This is a genomic window from Candidatus Obscuribacterales bacterium, from assembly GCA_036703605.1.
Lineage (GTDB): Bacteria > Cyanobacteriota > Cyanobacteriia > RECH01 > RECH01 > RECH01.
The window spans coordinates 1-17,449 of sequence record DATNRH010000338.1; the positions used below are offsets into that span (position 1 = coordinate 1).

At 52.5% G+C, this 17,449-nt stretch carries 11 protein-coding genes and 1 tRNA gene; 5 read left to right on the forward strand and 7 right to left on the reverse strand.

Annotated elements, in window-relative coordinates; all coding sequences use genetic code 11:
- Positions 1-100: 100 nt before the first annotated feature.
- Positions 101-2,074: a serine/threonine-protein kinase gene (locus V6D20_07075; GenBank protein HEY9815546.1), complete on the forward strand. Its 1,974-nt coding sequence runs from the start codon at positions 101-103 to the stop codon at positions 2,072-2,074.
- A 285-nt stretch (positions 2,075-2,359) separates the two neighbouring features.
- Here the strand turns inward: V6D20_07075 and V6D20_07080 are convergent.
- Positions 2,360-2,432: transfer RNA gene (locus tag V6D20_07080), tRNA-Phe, on the reverse strand.
- A 198-nt stretch (positions 2,433-2,630) separates the two neighbouring features.
- A complete protein-coding gene (locus V6D20_07085; GenBank protein HEY9815547.1) occupies positions 2,631-3,080 on the reverse strand; it encodes a PPC domain-containing protein in 450 nt (149 codons plus the stop codon).
- 513 nt (positions 3,081-3,593) lie between these two features.
- Here V6D20_07085 and V6D20_07090 point away from each other — a divergent pair.
- Entirely contained in the window at positions 3,594-5,417 is a 1,824-nt protein-coding gene (locus V6D20_07090; protein ID HEY9815548.1) for an iron uptake porin, read from the forward strand.
- A 108-nt stretch (positions 5,418-5,525) separates the two neighbouring features.
- Complete coding sequence (gatB, locus tag V6D20_07095) at positions 5,526-7,019, forward strand: Asp-tRNA(Asn)/Glu-tRNA(Gln) amidotransferase subunit GatB (GenBank protein HEY9815549.1); 1,494 nt, start codon at positions 5,526-5,528, stop codon at positions 7,017-7,019.
- Between the two features lie 193 nt (positions 7,020-7,212).
- Here gatB and V6D20_07100 read toward each other — a convergent pair whose 3' ends face one another.
- The 3 genes from V6D20_07100 to V6D20_07110 form a co-directional block, all read right to left on the reverse strand.
- Positions 7,213-8,790 carry an HlyD family efflux transporter periplasmic adaptor subunit gene (locus tag V6D20_07100; GenBank protein ID HEY9815550.1) on the reverse strand — a complete coding sequence of 526 codons (1,578 nt, stop codon included), beginning with the start codon at positions 8,788-8,790 and terminating at the stop codon, positions 7,213-7,215.
- 74 nt (positions 8,791-8,864) lie between these two features.
- Positions 8,865-11,897: a type I secretion system permease/ATPase gene (locus tag V6D20_07105; protein HEY9815551.1), complete on the reverse strand. Its 3,033-nt coding sequence runs from the start codon at positions 11,895-11,897 to the stop codon at positions 8,865-8,867.
- Positions 11,894-12,649 (reverse strand): peptidylprolyl isomerase, encoded by a 756-nt coding sequence (locus V6D20_07110; protein ID HEY9815552.1) that lies wholly within the window; start codon positions 12,647-12,649, stop codon positions 11,894-11,896. The genes V6D20_07105 and V6D20_07110 overlap by 4 nt, the downstream gene beginning before the upstream one ends.
- 568 nt (positions 12,650-13,217) lie before the next feature.
- Here V6D20_07110 and V6D20_07115 point away from each other — a divergent pair.
- The gene (locus V6D20_07115) at positions 13,218-14,672 is read left to right on the forward strand and encodes an ATP-binding protein (GenBank protein HEY9815553.1); all 1,455 of its coding nucleotides are present in this window, start codon (positions 13,218-13,220) and stop codon (positions 14,670-14,672) included.
- Positions 14,669-15,346 (forward strand): response regulator transcription factor, encoded by a 678-nt coding sequence (locus V6D20_07120; protein HEY9815554.1) that lies wholly within the window; start codon positions 14,669-14,671, stop codon positions 15,344-15,346. The genes V6D20_07115 and V6D20_07120 overlap by 4 nt, the downstream gene beginning before the upstream one ends.
- Before the next feature lie 119 nt (positions 15,347-15,465).
- Here V6D20_07120 and V6D20_07125 read toward each other — a convergent pair whose 3' ends face one another.
- Both V6D20_07125 and V6D20_07130 read right to left on the reverse strand, forming a co-directional pair.
- On the reverse strand, positions 15,466-16,581 hold the full coding sequence (locus V6D20_07125; GenBank protein HEY9815555.1) for a polysaccharide pyruvyl transferase family protein: 1,116 nt from the start codon (positions 16,579-16,581) through the stop codon (positions 15,466-15,468).
- Positions 16,582-16,743: 162 nt separating this feature from the next.
- Positions 16,744-17,449 (reverse strand): hypothetical protein (locus V6D20_07130; GenBank protein HEY9815556.1); only part of this gene is annotated, 706 nt, incomplete at its 5' end.

Sequence of the window (17,449 nt, forward strand, 5' to 3'; positions counted from 1 at the left end):
AACCGGCTGAAACCATGGTTACAAATCTAGATCACGATGCCATCATGCAGCAGCTTTGCCAATTGTGATCTACGTATCGACATAGGACTCGTCCGTTATTGTGGCAAACCAACCGGGAACTGAGCTGAAACGCTCGAAGTATCGACTCCTAGGTTTAGTTGGACAGGGGCAGTTTGGCCGCGTGTTCTGTGCGGCACATCGCAGAACCGGACGGCTAGTTGCCCTCAAGAACTTAGAGCAGCAGCGGTTCCCAACCCATAAGTTTTTGCGTGAACTGCGATTCTTGCTCAGTTTGCAGCACGATAATATCGTCACCTGCCAAGCGCTGGAGCATACGGCAACGGGGCGGTATGTCGTGATGGACTACTGCGAGGGCGGTACGATGCGGGGGGTGATGAATGATGATTATCGCCTCAATTTGTTTGAGGGCTTGTCCTTAATCAACGATGTATTAGCTGGTTTAGAACATGCTCATCTGCGAGGCATTGTTCATTGTGATATTAAGCCTGAAAATATTTTGCTGAACCTGCGCATGGGGGGCTGGCGTGCGCGGATTTCTGACTTCGGTATCTCGAAGCTCAGTCAGGAGCTGCGGTCAGATGAGGAAACTGGCAATACGGGTTCTCCTGCCTATATGGCTCCTGAGCGGTTTTATGGCCAGTATTCGGCTTCATCGGATCTATATTCGGTGGGGGTGATGCTGTATGAATTGCTCACAGGCGATCGCCCTTTTCAAGGCACGCCATCAGAACTCATGTCGGCCCACCTCAACACGCCGCTGCAGATTCCTGACTCAGTACCAACGGCCTGTCGATCTATTTTGGCGACGTCCCTTCAAAAGCTAGCAGCGCGACGGTTCCGCACGGCTGGGGAGATGCGCCAGGCGCTCCAAGAGGCGATCGCCCTGCTTCAGGAAGAGGCGGCACGCACAACAACGGTCAAGCCACTGCTACAGTTTGTCGGTGAGACGTCTGTGAGCGGCTTTAGCTATGAGCAAGCAATATTGCTGAAGGCTCCTGTTTATTGCTTAGAGCATGACGCTGAAGTGCCGATTGATCTGCAGCTTTTGGCACCGCCACCCCAGCGAATTTGTCAGCAAGTGGGTCAATCCGTGAAATGGACGGTGGTGGCGGCCAATGCATCCCAAGAATCAGAAGAGTGGCTAGAATGGCGTAAGCTACAGATGCCTGAAATGCCTCGACAGCTATGGTTACGACCCCAGGGATGCTTTGTGGCTACAGAGCGATCGCTTTCCTTGTTACCCATCTTGGATGTATCCCATGGTCATGAGCCTCAAGTTCAGTCGATTCTATCCATGGATCAACCTTTTTGGGCTGATGTGGAATCAGGGGGGCGATGGATAGCGATCGCCACTAATGCCACCTATCGACAGCAGCAGTCTAACTCGGGTTCAGCTTCTCCAGTATCGCCAGATAAGCTAGGAGAACCGGATATTAACTGTGCTATGGAGAGTACACTACAGTTTGTGCGATCGCCTTTGTCGGGTGATTTAAGCTTGCCTGATCAGCCCATTCGTTTATTTAAGCCGGGGCGTTGCTATAACGTACAACAACTGATTGCTTTAGATTCTCGCCACGTGGCTGTGGTTGCTCAGCGAGAACCAGAATCTGACACCAGTACAACGCCAAAAGGTACCTTAATCGAGATATTTAACCGACGAGGACATGTCCTAGGATCATTAGCCATGCCAGTTTTAATGGGACAAGCCATTAAAACACCGACCCCCTATCGACTATTGGCACCAGATGCCTACAATCCTCATGCTTTATTAATGCTGGATCTCAAACCCTATCGCATTAATCGTATTGGAGTTGAAATTCAGCCTTATCTCTTGGCTGCAACTACGTGGGGCTATGTGGTGGTGGATCAAGAAGGACAAATTCTGTTGCTAACTGGATTTGGCGATCGCATTGAGCGAATTAATGGCCCGAAGTCTCCGACAGCGATCGCGATGCCCAACCCTCATACGCTACTGCTCGCCACCTGGAATCAAAGCCATGGCAGTCTCTACCGAGTGAATCTCAAACAGTTGGACATTGATCTATTATTTTGAAGTCGGCTTGGGGCTTGTGCTGATGAATCGCATTCAGACTTAATGAGACCGTGCATTACGGCTGCGCCTGACGGCACTCTACATTAAAAGTTCCGAAACTTCCTGCAACGTTTTCGGGATCATACGCATCGAGCAGCGCCACAGTTGCCATCGTGTGATTGGAACATAGCGACAGGATGACGGTTACGCTTCCTTGAGGACAAAAATCGCGCGATCGCCTATCTCTGAAATACCAGCATTGGAGTCCCCGATGACTCTTTTTTGCAAAGGCGATGGCTGAAATGATGCCAGGAGGCGGACTTGAACCGCCGACACGAGGATTTTCAGTCCTCTGCTCTACCGACTGAGCTATCCCGGCTTATAAAATCGGCTAGGCGTAAGCTGCACCGAAATTTGCGCTTGTTTTTTAGCGCTTCATTAAGCTAGCAGACTGACTGGATCCTTGGCAAGCCATTTGACAAACTTTTTTTGAAACCTGGGGAACATGGTTCAGGGCGATCGCGCTTCTTGGTCACCGGGCAGCGGTGTTCAACCATGCCCGGTGCTTGCAGATCGGCTAGTCTACTGGACGGAGCCTTGTCACTTTGAGTTGAAACGAGCCGGAGCCTTGACCAGCATAGGGCCGCACTCGCAACACATAGGTGCCACCCTGGACAATTCGAGCAAAGAGGAGCGAATTGGTGCTGCCATCAGGGCCATCATCATTTTCGCCAAAGGTTGAGCCATCAGGTGAAATGAGCGTGATGATCGTATCAAAGTCATCGGAGATCAGGTCAATCACAATGTGGTCGCCTGCTTCAAAGGTAATGGTGTAATCGCGCGCAAACCCTCCAAATCCAGTCGGAATGTCACTGTCACTCAAGACATCGGTGAGTTCAGTGCCACTCTCAATGGGCATGGGACTATAAATGGTTTGACCCTGGGCTTGGGCGGGTTTTGCCATACCGGTTAGCCCAAGGGCAATGAGCATGACTGGAACCCATGATTGCAATACGGTTTTAGACATGGTGCTTAATCTTAAAATCTTGCTTTTTAGGACTCCGACGTCCCCAGCGTGATCTGACTATGGGGTTGCTAGGGGGTAAGTGGTTGACTGCCATAGACAGCTCTGGCGTACATCCCAGGTGGGATGGGGCCAAGAGGTTGCTTGGGATAGGTCTGGTTCCAGGGAGACAGGCTGGAGTCATGATTGGGTAGGTTTTATGCCAACCCAATATCAATCGTGTTCATTATGCATCATTTTTGAAAGGTGCTCCGTGATGGGGGCGATCGCCCAGCTTCATGAGGGTTGCTTGAGCAAGAAACAAGAGATTTCCATCACTTCTGGCAATAACCATGTAAGATTTCCTTGCATTCCTACCAGACTGGGTGCGCTGGTAAAAACTATTAGCTATAACTTAATGGTGATCAACCCTGGGACAGGTGTGAGGAAAACATGGTTCGTAATCTTATCTTGAACATTCTGCTAGCTGTGCCGGCAACGAGCCTCCTTTGGTTCACAGCATGGCCAACCATCGCTATGGCATCAGATGAATGGCAGGGAGGTGATCGCACAGCTTCTTGGTTGTCTGATGACCTTCCTGCATCTGATGACCTCTCTGCGATAGAGAGTACGCCCGATCTGCTGATCTCCCAACAGGCTCTACCTGCCCCTCAGGAGGTTGTCACACCCAGTGCAACGCCAACCCAGTTAATTCCAACCTCAGATCCGGCAATTAATTCGCACTACAACGGGTTTGTGGTCATTCCCGACAGCGCCCCCACTGAGCTGATTCCAGCGGATAGCCCCGCCAGCAGCGATCGCTCCACCGCATTCCCTGCACCTCAGCCTGCTCCCTTAGCCCCGAGTCCTACGGTCAGCCCTCTTGCCCCAAGTCCCACGGCTAGCGATCGCCCTACAGTACCAGAATCTCGTCCTACGGCCACCACTGCCCCTGTAGGCTCTGTGGGCTCTGTAGCTGGAGAGGAAGGTTCTATGTCTCAGGTAACCTCTGTGACTCAGCTATCCGACGTAGCTCCCACGGATTGGGCCTACCAAGCCCTGGCGTCTTTGGTGGAACGGTATGGCTGTATCGCGGGCTATCCAGATGGCACCTTCCGGGGCAATCAACCCCTGTCTCGCTATGAATTCGCTGCTGGGCTGAATGCCTGTCTCGATCGCATTAGCAGCCTGCTCTCCGGAGGGGGTGTTGGTTCTGCTGATCTGCTCACCCTGGAGCGTCTGCAGGAAGAATATGCCGCAGAATTAGCCACTTTGCGTGGGCGGGTGGATGCGTTGGAAGCCCGCACAGCGGAATTAGAAGCCAATCAGTTTTCGACCACCACCAAGCTGAATGGCAACGTCATCTTTGCGACGGCAGCAGCACTGGCTGAAGACTCCCAATTCAGTAACCAAGCGACCTTTGGCTACCGGATGCGCATGAATTTTGATTCTAGCTTCACGGGCAGCGATCGCCTTCGGATTCGTCTTCAAGCCCGTGATTTTCGCGAGTTTGAAGGGGATACGATTGGCTTCTCCTTTGGTGGCGCATCGGGTGATGATGATATTGAGCTAGACAGCTTGTTTTATGACTTTCCGGTGACGAGTCGGATTGATGCACGCATCGGAGCCAATGGCTTAGCCGTGGATGATCTCGTCTCCAGTACGATTAGCCCGCTGGATAGTTCTACCGACGGTAGCCTGTCTGCCTTTGGCTTTCCACCGCAATACAGTTTGGCAGCGCCAGGCAATGCGGGAGCCGGGGCCATTGTTCAGGTCACGAACAATCTCAGCTTGGACTTTGGCTACACAGCTAGTAATGCTTCCAATCCTCAACCATCCAATGGTTTATTCAATGGTGACTTTGGCATGATTGCCCAGCTCACCTTCCTATCCTCTCGTTTTGATGGTGCGCTCACCTACGTGCGAGGCTATAGCACCTCTGGGTTTGCCACAACCGATCCCGAAACTGCCAATACCTACGGCGCTCAGATTAACTATCGACTCAGTGATGCTATTGAGATTGGGGGCGGGGCTGCCTATATTGACAGTAGTACAAGCACCAGTGATCTTGATATTTGGAGCTATCAACTGACCCTGGCCTTTCCCGATCTATTTGGTAGCGGTCATCTCGGTGGCATCTTAGTGGGTGTGCCACCTCGCATTGCAGATGCGAGTGTGAATGATCAGCGCATCCCGGCTTTGATTGAGGACGCCTCCCTAGTTGTGGAAGGATTTTATCGATATCAGCTCAACAATAATGTGTCCATCACGCCTGGTCTCATCTGGGTTGCGGATCCTGGTAACGATAACTCGATTAGCGATAGCGTCATTGGTACCATTCGCACTGTCTTTCGCTTCTAAGCGATCGCTGTCCGATTGCTCCAAGACCTCGATACAATGGGAGTACACGTCGCACCGACTGATCTTGTCATGCGCCGTCCATTCATCGAATCCACGATACCCACGCCTATGACTACTGCTGCACCCGCCAAGACCCAGTATGAAGCGGTGATTGGGCTAGAGACCCATTGCCAACTCAGTACCGCCACCAAAATTTTCTCCAATAGCTCCACGGCTTTTGGGGCACCGCCGAATACCCACATCGATCCTATTTGTATGGGTATGCCGGGGGTGTTGCCGGTGCTCAACGAGAAAGTGTTGGAATATGCGGTGAAAGCGGGGTTAGCACTCAATTGCCAAATTGCCCCCTACAGCAAGTTTGACCGTAAGCAGTATTTCTATCCTGACCTACCGAAGAACTACCAAATCTCCCAATATGATTTGCCTATTGCCGAACATGGCTGGCTGGAGATTGAATTGGTAGACAAGAAAGCCGGTACCTCTACGCGCAAGCGCATTGGTATCACACGTCTGCATATGGAAGAAGATGCTGGCAAGCTAGTTCATGCAGGCAGCGATCGCCTGTCGGGATCCACCCATTCCCTGGTGGACTACAACCGTGCTGGCATTCCGCTGATTGAGATTGTGTCGGAGCCGGATTTGCGATCGGGGCAAGAAGCAGCAGAATATGCCCAAGAGCTGCGCCGGATTGTCCGCTACCTAGGGGTCAGCGATGGCAATATGCAGGAAGGGTCGCTGCGCTGTGATGTAAATATTTCTGTGCGTCCTGTGGGTCGGGCGGAATTTGGCACGAAGGTGGAGATCAAAAATATGAACTCCTTCAGTGCCATCCAAAAGGCGATCGACTACGAAATTGAACGGCAAATTGCAGCGATCGAAGCGGGAGAGCCGATTTATCAAGAAACGCGTCTCTGGGAAGAGGGCTCTCAGCGCACCATCAGTATGCGCCTGAAGGAAGGCTCTAGCGACTACCGCTATTTTCCTGAACCCGATCTCGGCCCCATTGAGGTATCGTCGGAGCAGCTCGACGGCTGGCGCGGTGAACTGCCGGAACTGCCTGCCCAAAAACGCCATCGCTATGAGACAGACTTAGGTCTATCCGCCTACGATACTGGTGTTCTCACGGACGATCGCTCCATTGCTGAATATTTTGAAGCAGCGATCGCCGCCGGAGCCAATGCCAAACTGGCGGCCAACTGGATCACCCAAGACATTGGCGCTTACCTGAACAATGAAAAGAAAACTATCCGTGAGCTGGCGCTGACACCGGAAAGCTTAGCTGAGTTGATTGACCTGATCGAAGCGGGCACCATTAGCAACAAAATCGGCAAAGACTTGTTACCCGAGCTGCTCACCCAGGGCGGTTCGGCTAAGGACTTGGTTGAACAAAAGGGGCTGGTGCAAATCTCCGATGAGGGTGAGCTGGCAGCAGTGATTGACCAAGTGCTGGTAGAAAATCCCGACGAGCTAGCCAAGTATCGGGCGGGCAAAACCAAGCTGCAAGGCTTCTTTGTCGGTCAGGTGATGAAGAAAACCAACGGTCGCGCCGATCCAAAGCTCACCAATAAGCTCCTGAAGCCGAAGTTAGACGCCCAAGACTAGAAGGCTCCATCACCCCAAGATCAGCTACCTTCTAGCGACTACAGTGGCGGAGCGAAGTCGTTAGTCTTGAGGACAAGCTCCGCCAACGTGAAATATCTCCCGAAGGAAGAAAGCCAACAGCCAGCCAGCGTTCCCTGAGCGAAGTCAAAGGGAACGCTGGTGACCTACGACAGGGTAAATGACTGTCGCTTGTTTACCGTGAAGTAGTGACACTTTCCACCTTGCGGATAAACAGATCCGTGAAGATGCTCAACACGGTGCGATCGCGAGTGATGATATTAGCGCTCACCGACATCCCCGACTGCAGAGGCACGCCATTCCCTCGGATGACGAGCTCCTGTTGATCGAGCCGTATGGTGGCGGGGAAAGAATAAAACTGACGAATTTGATCCGGCGGCAGGGCATCGGAGCCAATCCATACTAACTCGCCTTTGATGTCGCCAAACTCGCTAAATGGGAAGGAATCCACCCGCACGTCTACCGGCATACCGGTGGACACAAAGCCGATATCCCGATTGGTGATAAACACCCGAGCCAGCAGTTCATCGCTAGGCACCAGCTTCAGCACGGGCTCTGCTGTATTACCCACCACACCTTGAGGTTGAGCTTGGAGGTCGAACACAATGCCATCAATAGGAGCACGAATTTCTTGATATTGCAGATTCAGCTCTGTTTGGCTGAGCTGGCTTTCGATCTCCGAAATCCGCTTTTCATTTTCTACGATCGCTTTATTAAGCTGACCGTTGATCTCCGAAATCCGCTTGTCGTTCTCGGCTATCCGGTTCAGAATATCGGTGTTGGAAATGGCGACAGCATTCTGAAACTGCTCCTGGCCTTGGGCGATCGCAAACTGAAGCCGCTCCTGCTCAATCTCTAAACGATCAACCTCTGCTTGGCTGTTATCAACTTCTTGGACTTGACGAGTATATTGCAGCCGCGCGATTCCCCCTTCCTCAAACAATGGGGTAATGTCATTCAAAATAGCTTCATTGGTTCTGAGATTAGAACGGGCAGCCTGCAATTGAATATTAGACTCCTGAAGCTGACGCTCAAGTTGAGCCACCTCAAGTTGAGAGGCCGAAATGCGGCTGCTAGCTTCGGCTTGTAGGGCCTGCAGACGGAAGGCTTGGGCTGGTGAGAAGGCTGTGCCATCTGTTGAGCCTGTGAGCAACGATCCATAAAGCTGGTTTTCGGCAATCAGCGTTGAGCGGCTCTCCGTTAGGGACAGAACTTCAGGAGAAAGGTCAAGATTCAACACATCTTCGGAATCAATGGGAAGATTACCCAACTGGGCTCGGTAGAAGCGATTTTCTTGCTCTAGGGACGTTTTCACCTCCTGCAAGGATTCCAACTGGGCATTAGATGCGCGGGTATCAAGACGCATGAGAACATCGCCCTGCTGGACGCGATCGCCATCTTCTACCAAGATTTCCTGCACGACGCCATTCACCGGTGCTTGTACGTCCTGGACGGCTCCTTGGGGCTCTAGTTTTCCCGTGGCGGGGACAGCTTCTTCAACCTTAGCAAAGGCTGCCCAGAGCACCGTAAAGGTGGTGACGCCTACGATGCCCCAGATGATCGCATGAGACCAGCGGGCGGTTTGTTGCAGAATCACCGGCTGATCAAAATCGTCTTCTGTGCGGATGGCGCGACTGCCGTTGTTGCCTGCGTCATGGTCTGAAGGTGGTTGACTGCCGTTAGGTGATGCATTGCTGTTGCCGGCCATGAGGGCAGCGAGGCGCTGATTGTGTCCGTTTGCAGATTGAGTCATGGGTCAGTCCTGTAAGAGCACTAGGATCACGATGAAACGGGCAAGGGAGAAGCAATAGGGTTGAATGCAAGCCTTTAGAGTTGCGCTTCTTGCTGCTGATAGAGGCAAAAGTAGCGACCGCGCAGGGCCATGAGTTCTTCATGGGTGCCAATTTCTACAATGGAACCTTTATCCATCATCAAGATGATGTCAGCATTGCGGATGGTGCTGAGTCGGTGGGTGATGAAAAACACGGTGCGATCGCGGAACACTTGGGCTAGGTTGAGGCAGACCTGACGCTCCGAGTCATAGTCAAGGGCGCTGGTAGCTTCATCCAAAATCAACAGGCGAGGTCGTTGAAGGACGGTGCGGGCGATCGCCACCCGTTGCCGTTGCCCACCCGATAGGGCCGAGCCTCGTTCTCCAACCCGTGTGTTATAGCCATTGGGCAATCCCATAATGAAGTCATGGGCGGCGGCGGCCTTGGCGGCATCAATAATTTCCTCGGCTGTCGCTTCGGGATTGGTCAGAGCAATATTTTCCTGTACCGTACCGTCAAACAGCAGGGTTTCTTGGGGCACAATCCCCACCTGTCGCCGCAGGGAATACAGCTCGACTTTGCCAATGTCATAGCCATCGATCATAATCCGCCCAGACTCTAGCTCATAAAGCCGCGGCAGGAGCTTCATCATGGTGCTCTTCCCAGAGCCGCTCAGACCCACAATGCCCACGAAAGAGCCGGGCTGAAATTCCACGCTGACATTTTTCAGTTGAGGCGGCCCGTCCTTGGTAAACCTGAAGGTGACTTCATCGTAGGTGACTCGTCCCTCAATTTGCGGCATGGGAATATTGAGGCGATCCAGTTCATCGGCTTCGGGATTGGTATCCAAAATGTCGCTGAGCCGCTCAATGGACAGGCCAATTTCTTGGAAACTTTGCCAAAGCTGGGCTAAACGCAGAAGTGGCCCCGTCACATACCCGGAGATGATCCGAAAGGCGATCAACTGACCGAGGGTGAGCTGGCCCTGCAGCACTAGGTAGGCACCTACCCAGAGCACCAATAGTCCAGAGAGCTGGTTGAGGAAATGGCTGGCCGAGCCTGCGGTGGTTGAGGTAAGCACGGTCTTGAAGCCAGCACTCACGTAGCGGGCATAGCGCTGCTGCCATTGCCAGCGGGCCCGCAGCTCCATATTTTGAGCCTTCACGGTTTGAATCCCCGACATCACCTCCACCAGGTAGGACTGGGTTTCGGCGTTGCGTTCGGCTTTGACTCGAAGCTGCCGACGAATCAGCGGCGAGGCGATGACGGCTAGACCTACAAATAGCGGAATAATCGCCAAGGCTACCAGGGTGAGCAACCAGCTATAGATGAACATCACCACGATGTAGATGACCGAAAAGAGGGCATCCAAGACCACGGTGAGTGCTGTTCCGGTGAGAAACTGGCGAATATTTTCTAGCTCGTTGATCCGTGTCGATAGCTCTCCCACGGGACGGCGATCGAAATAGCGCAGCGGCAGACGCAGCAAGTGATCAATAATTTCGGAGCCCAGGGAGAGGTCAATACGGTTGGTGGTATCAACAAAGAGATAGGTACGTAAACTGCTGAGCAGGGCCTCAAACACCGCCAGCACCACCAGAAAGATCCCCAAGACTTGCAGGGTATCGGAGCTGTTTTGCACAATTACCTTATCGATGATCACCTGGATCATCAACGGATTGGCTAGGGCAAAAAGCTGGACAAAGAAGGAGGCAACGAAGACCTCGGTCAAAACTCGGCGGTAGCGATAGATGGAGGGCAAAAACCACTGCAAGCCAAATCGCTGTTGAGGCGTTTGCTGGGTTTTCTTCAGTAGCAGCACCTCGCCTCGGTCGGCGGGCTGTCCACCTTCGGCAACGCCGCCCCAACTGCGAACTAGGTCGCTGGGTTTCCGCCTCAGAAGCCCCTTAGCTGGATTGGCGATGACCAGTTCTTTCTCGTTGGCTTCATAGACGACGCAAAGCGCGCCTTCCCACTCGATGAGCGCCGGTGCTTCAATGCGGCTGAGGGAGGTAAGGGGCACAGACACGAGTTGGGCATTGAGTCCCATAAACTCGGCTACAGAGCCTGCTAGATCAAGACTCAGCCCGCCTGTGCGCTGGATTTGATCGTTGAGGACACGATGGACAATATCCCGCCGAAAGGGAATCTGCAGATGGCGGCTGAGCATCTGGAAGCAGGCCATGGCTCCGTCTAGAGCACCCTTGCCACGAATGAAGGGGTAGGACTGACGACCAGTTTGTTCATCGGTAGCCCGGTTGGGCAATCCTTGGGCTGCTACTGGATGGGCGGGTGCATAGGGTAGGTCGATGGTGGTATCTGATACGTCATCAAAGGCTGTTTGGGTCGCTACCGGAGCTTGCGTGGGATTGGGCCGGATGGCGGCTTGGGTCAACAGGTCGGATGGAAAGCCTACGAGCCGAGCATCGAAGGAGCCGGTAACGTTGATTGAGGCGTTGGCGGTGGGGTTGATGCGACTGCCGACGGGGTAGGTGGAAATTGCGCCGCCGCCACTGACGAACCAGATGCGATCGCGCTCTAGCTGACTGGCTGGGGTCGTGCCTGGCGGCAGGTTGTAGACAACAGCCTCGGGTTCGGCCTTAAAGGTGAGTTCTTTCAGGTCAGCATTGCCAATGGCTTGACGATGAATTTCAGCCCCGATTAAATCAAATGCTTCTAGGATCGAGCAGCGGGAGCGAAACCCTTCTGCAAAGGCTGGTTCTCCCGCTAGAAGCCCTAGAAATTCATTGGCAGGTAAGGTCAGGCAAATGGTTTCTACGGAAGCGATCGCTGTTTCACAGGGCAGACCGCGCACCAAGCTCACCCAACCCAAGACTTGACCAGCCGGCACCATTTCGAGGGTGACGGGGCGATCGGTGCGGGGATCATAGGCCAGTAGCCGCGCCTGTCCTTGGTAGATAATCGATAGCTGAGCCGGCATGGTATCGCGCACGACAATGGGCTGCCCCATGCGATACCGCAGAAGCTGAGCCATATTAGCAATGCGGCTTAGGACAGTATCCGGCAGGCGATCGAAGGGCGGAATAGCCGCTAAGAATTCCTTAATCGATGATTTGGTATAGGTCATGGGGCTACTGAGACCGTTGGAGGATGCTGAATGGCGTGTAAGTCAACTTGGGCAAGCTGTTCATTGAGCCAGGTTTGGAAGCATTCATTCAGCAGGCGCGATCGCATGGCGTCATCGAGCTGAGCTGGCATGAACCGCTCTAGGCGTACGAGCACGACCCATTCTCCTACTTGTGTGGGAGGGGCTAGGTCTCCCGGCTGGCTGCTGGCTAGAATTTGGGCTAAGACAGGGTGAGGAACGCTCAGTTCTACGGGGCCAATCAGTCCATCAGTTTGGGCTTCTACTCCCTGGGAATACTCCCGCGCTAGCTCGGACAGCGGTTGCTCCCCTTCGGAAATTCGAAAATAAAGCTCGCGGGCAATTCCTGGATCTTTTACCCGAATTAGGGAGTATATCACCTTATCCAGACTGCTTTTGCGCTGTAGAAAGTAGGACTCTAGCTTGCCGCCCCAGGTTTCTTGCTTAAATTTTTCAATCCGGAGTTCTCGGGTAGCTAGGGCCTCAAGCTGCTCCGGCGTCATGCCATATTGGCTGAGCCAAGCTTGTCGTGCTGCTTCCTCGTCTAGTTGATTCTGCGTATAAAATTGTTGACAAGCTGCAGCCTTTTCGTCTTCTGTACAGACAATTTGAGCGATCGCATCATCTACTAAGATCGCTTGGACGAGGTTAGGGAGCATTTGATACCCTGCCAAACACGATAGCAGTTGCTCCGGATGAATCGATCGATTGGCGATCTTAAACTCTACCGTCATTGATGTGTATCGCTCCACGTGATGCCGTTAAGAACTCCATGATTTAGTTCCCATGGTTAAGATCTCATCTGAGGATTAAGATACCCAAAACTGAGACCCGTTTCTCGCCCTTTGAAAAAATGTACCTTAATCTTGAGGGATAACTGTCGCTCGTTGAGCAAACCTTCAGGTAATCTTTATTAGGCTTTTGAACAGTCAACGTTGCTAAAAATGACATTGCTCAGGAAAAATTCATCTGGCTATTAGAGTTCCCCTCTAGAGTGAAGAATAAGCGCGATCGCCCCTAGGCATCATTCTGCTCTATCGAAGAGCTGATCTGGAATCCGAGGATGATCTCTGCACAGCTCATAGCAGATTGTTTCCATGCAATCGTGGTGGTTACCCTGTTGAGTGGTTTGTCATAACCATAATCCTTGAGATGGTTTGGCAACATGGCTTCATTGAAGGTTCATTGTAGCTGTGGTCAGGGCCAGGGCAATCTCGTAGGGGGAGCAGGATGATAGCGATCGCTCCCTAGTGCTGTTGTACTTCACTGGCTCTCTTGTCCGATATGTTAGCGTTGATGATCATGAAGTCCGTTCGCCAGCTTGTGACAACCACTCTGCAACCTATTTGGGCAGCCCTAAACCCCAAATCGCTTCAGTTTCGCTTGACCATTGGAGTTACCTTGGTCTCGCTCTGTGGTGTCGGCAGTATTGCCATCTGGACGGCTTGGAAGACCCAGCGGTTGCTCATTGATAGCCATAAGCAATTGACGATTGAAGTCATCTCTCGCCTGCCTCAAGATGTGGAGCTTTATGCCGAGATGATGCCCTTGGATCTGGCTATCCAACGGGCGATTGATAATCGTAGCCTGCCAGGATTAATGATTGTGCTGGATCGTCCATCGGGAATGATGACCCCCACATTTGCCGATGACCTTTTTCTCCAGCGGGCCAACGCCTTAGCGCAGCGAGGCGATCAACTCACGCGCCTCGATTCAGCCATTCAACGGGTGGGCGATCGCTCCCTGGTACTCTGTCGAGGGCCCTTAAGGGTGGACGGTAGCAACTTAGGCACCCTGTACGTTGCTCAAGATATTACCGAAGAACAGGTGATGTTCATTGCCATTATTCGCAGCCTTTCGTTGGTGAGTTTACTGGTGATGATTGTGATGGCAGTAGCGCTGGCGGTTTACGTGCGGCGATCGCTCCTGCCGCTGAAGCAAGTAGGACAGCTCACCCGCAATGTTTGCCCCGACACCATCGGCATCCTCAAGCTGCATCTACATGCGGCCCCGACGGAGGTGAACGAACTGGCGGAAACCTGTGATGATATGCTCCAACGGCTAGCGACCACTTGGGATCAACAGCGCCAGTTTGTCAACGATGTTTCCCATGAACTCCGCACGCCCCTAACCATTGTTTCTGGCTATCTACAGAGCACCCTGCGCCGCAGCGCTACCCTGACTGAGTCCCAGAGAGAAGCCTTAGAAATTGCTGCTTCTGAAGCTAATCGCACGATTCATTTACTAGAAGAACTGCTGGAACTAGCCCGCGCTGACTCTGGCAATTTTCACTATCATCTAGAAACCATCTCCGTGAATGAACTGATTGCTGAACTCTGTAGCATGGTGCAAGGGGCAGGCGATCGCACCTTGAAAATCGAGTCTCCGTTGGATATCTGGGTCGAGGGCGATCGTCAACGACTGAAACAGGTGTTGATGAACCTGATTGACAATGCCCTGAATTATTCTGCCCCCCATCAGCCGGTGATCATCCGAGTGGAGCAGCACCAGGGGCAGGTGGCGATCGCAGTTCAAGACTTTGGTTGTGGTATTCCTCTGCAACATCAGTCGCGAATTTTCGATCGCTTCTATCGTGTCGATGAAGCCCGTGCCCGCTCCACTGGGGGCTGTGGTCTAGGGCTATCGTTGGTGAAAACCCTGGTTGATGGCATGGGCGGGCGAGTCAGCCTTGCCTCCAAGCCCCACGAAGGCAGCACCTTTACTGTTACCCTACCCTTGGCATCCTCAACGCTATGAACCCCCATATCCTTGTTGTCGAAGACGAAACTAAATTAGCCCGCTTTATTGAACTGGAGCTGGGCTATGAAGGCTATGACATCACGGTTGCTCATGATGGTCTGGCAGGGCTAACGGCGGCCCGCGACATTAACCCAGATCTGATTATTTTAGATTGGTTGATGCCGGGGCTCACTGGCCTAGAGCTATGTCGGCGGCTGCGGGCCACGGGCTCGAAAACCCCGGTCATTTTGTTGACCGCCAAGGATGATATTAGCGATCGCGTGGCGGGACTAGATGCGGGAGCGGATGATTATGTTACCAAACCCTTTAGCATCGAAGAACTGTTAGCCCGAGTGCGTGCCCACCTTCGCCGCAGTCAAGATGATGATGATGCCGATGTGCTGCACTTTGATGATTTATCCCTCAATCGTAAAACCCGTGAGGTATTTCGCGGCAAGCGGCTGATTGAACTCACGGCTAAGGAATTTGATCTATTGGAATATCTGATCAGCAATCCTCGCCAAGTCATTACCCGCGATCGCATTCTTGAAAAAGTTTGGGGCTACGACTTTATGGGCGATTCTAATATTATTGAGGTTTATATTCGCTACTTGCGTCTGAAGCTGGAAGCGGAGCAGGAGAAGCGGCTGATTCAAACGGTGCGCGGGGTGGGTTATGTGCTGCGGGAGTGAAAGGAGAGCGATCGCCCTTAGTGTGACTCAAAGAGTATTCGATGGCTAAGGTTGTTATCAAGCCTGCTTAAAGCGTTACCCAATTTGTCGATCAAAAGATCTCTTGCTGACCTGCATCCTTACTTCATGCTTACCTTGATGGCATGGAAGAAATTCTCTAATTCCTGTGAACAATGATCTAGAAGGTGATCAGAAGCAAGCTTAAGACTAGGTGACAATCGTAAGACTCGATTGAGTAGGGTCTGTAATGCTTGATCAATATCTAACTCCTTTAGTTGGTGGATATAGAGCAGTAAATCTGGTGGATGATCCCACAAAGCTTCGACTAAGGCATCACATTTAATGTCGTAGCTCAGAAAGGCAAAGGGGACCCGGTTGGCCAGGCAGAAAATGCCAGCGTGCCCTTTGGTGACCAGAGCAATGCGGCAAGAAGCAAAGGCTTGGCTCGTTTCCTCAAACGTGGTGGGATTGACAATGTCGAAATCCTGCTGAAAGCGATCGCGTAACCGCTCCGCATCTGCCCGCTCTGTTTCAGAATGGCAGATCCATTTCAGGGGCTTGGTTTGGTTTTGGGCATCACTGCGAAACCGGAGGGTGGTAATTAGGGTGCGGGCAACGTACATCAACTCATCATGGTAGTGCTGGCAGGCGGCATGACGAAACGGTAGGTTTAGACCAATTTCATGGGTTAGTGCTACTTGGTGCTGCAAGCGTCCTGCCAGAAATACGGTAGGACATCCGGTTAGAAATACCTTATGGGCATCCCGCTGCAGCAAGCGTCTTGCCACAAACCACGATCGCACGTCCCGCACTGAAATGGCTGTGGCTGCGTTGAGAGCCGCCGTGAGGTGATTGGGTTCATAGGCTGAAAGCAGGGAAAATCGGGTGGGATAGTTGTTGTGTTCATGGAGGTTAACAACCCCAAACCCGAATAAGACCAGGGGAATTCTTAGCTTACCCCAGCTTTCTATCTGAGAAAAAATCCGTGGCAAAAGGTGCAGAGGATGAAGATAACCTCCAGCACCAATGACTACCAGATCATAGGTTTGATTAATGCTGTCAAGTTGATTATCTAGAGATGTGTTTTGATCGACTAATGCTCTGATGTCAACTAAGTCTACCGTTAGATGCAGTTGGTGTTCTGCAAATAATGGAATCATTGCGTCCATGCCAAGGCGATCGCCTAAGTTATCATAGCTGGGCAAGCAAATATGTAGCGCTGAATAATTTGGCATAGCGGCAACCTAGGTGACGTAAGAATTAGGTAATAAACAAAAACTTCAGCGGATGAACCTGGTGCTAAGTGGGAGGACGTAACTAGTGGCGCTCCAATTCTGATGAGACGAGGGTTGAGCGATGTCGAAACTCGGTAGCTTCATTGAATGGAGTCCACCTACTTAAAACATCCATTCCAGACCAATGCCCACACGCCGATCGCTCTGTCTAGCCCGCTGCCACTGTAGATCGGTCGAGACGCGAAGATCGGATGTCACAGCATAGCCTGCGGATAGGGTGGTGAGACTCACCTCCTGGCTGCCACCCGGATTCACCCAAGTTTGGCTGAGGGCTAAGTCGGCGGCACCGGTGCGTGATAGGGACAATAACAAGTGCAGACCGACGTGGGCTCCATGGCGGCGATCGCCCTCCCGTTCTATGGATCGATAGCCCACCACCGGCGCAACATTCACATAGCTACCCAGGGGACGCAGGTAGTAGCGTAGGTCTAGCCCATAGGCTTGGCGATCGCCCTCAAAACTGCCTTGGTAGTCGGCGCTGAGAGTGAGCCCTCGCGGCTGAATCAAGACATCTTCGACCCCCAGATAGAAGCCGCTGGCGTCAGGATCCGAGAGCCATTGTGCATAGCCTATCCGCAAGCGTGGGCGAAAGCTAGGATCATGGCGAATATCCTCGGCTAGATCAGGCACCTCATCCAGCCAGCGCTGCAGGACGGGGCTTTCCTCTAGAATAATCGGATCTAAATCCAAATGCTCGGCGCTATCAAGAGACACTTGGGCGATCGCCTTCCCAGACAGTAGACTGCTCAGCCCGATGAAACCCAGCATCCACATTGTCCATAACCAAGGTTGCCATCTGCGCATCGCG